1 protein-coding gene and 1 pseudogene are annotated in these 554 nt (G+C 66.4%); both read left to right on the top strand.

The window, feature by feature from the left end; translation table 11 throughout:
* Positions 1-9 precede the first annotated feature (9 nt).
* The gene (locus tag ABD323_RS41165) at positions 10-156 is read left to right on the top strand and encodes a helix-turn-helix domain-containing protein (RefSeq protein WP_344447213.1); all 147 of its coding nucleotides are present in this window, start codon (positions 10-12) and stop codon (positions 154-156) included.
* Positions 156-554, top strand: a pseudogene (locus ABD323_RS41160) (site-specific integrase); the annotation flags it as partial. The gene ABD323_RS41165 and the pseudogene ABD323_RS41160, both read left to right, overlap by 1 nt.

The following is a 554-nucleotide window of genomic DNA, read 5'->3' as shown; positions in this document are numbered from 1 at the left end:
CCCGAAGTCATGACCGCTCTCCGCCTCGGCCGCAGCGCGGTCTACGACCTGCTCCGTCTCGGTGCGCTGCCGAGCTTCCACATCGGCCGTGCCCGCCGGATCTCCAGCGAAGATCTCGCCACTTACATCCGCAACCAGCCCAGGAGCACCGACTAGTGACCAAGCGAAACCCGAACGGCGCCGGCAGCGTCAGCCGACGGAAGGACGGCAGCTACGAGGCCCGGGTCTACGTCACCACGACCGACGGCGAGCGCAAGCGGATCTCCCGGTACGGCAAGACCTACGACGAGGCAGCCGAGAAGCTGGCCAAGGCCAAGGAGCTGGAGGACAAGGGCGTCCCCACCCCGTCGAAGGCATGGAAGACGGACCAGTGGCTCGACTACTGGCTGGATCAGGTGATCAAGCCCAACCGAGGGTTCGGCACCTACGACAAGCACGAGACCATGGTGCGGCTCTACCTGAAGCCCGGCCTGGGAAAGGGCGCCCTGACCAAGCTGAACGTCCGGGGCGTCCGCGCGTTCTTCAACAAGCTGGAGCGGGATGAGGTCGGCGGC

It is taken from the genome of Kitasatospora nipponensis, assembly GCF_039528135.1.
Taxonomy (GTDB): Bacteria; Actinomycetota; Actinomycetes; order Streptomycetales; family Streptomycetaceae; genus Kitasatospora; species Kitasatospora nipponensis.
This window is presented reverse-complemented; position numbering and strand designations above follow the sequence as displayed.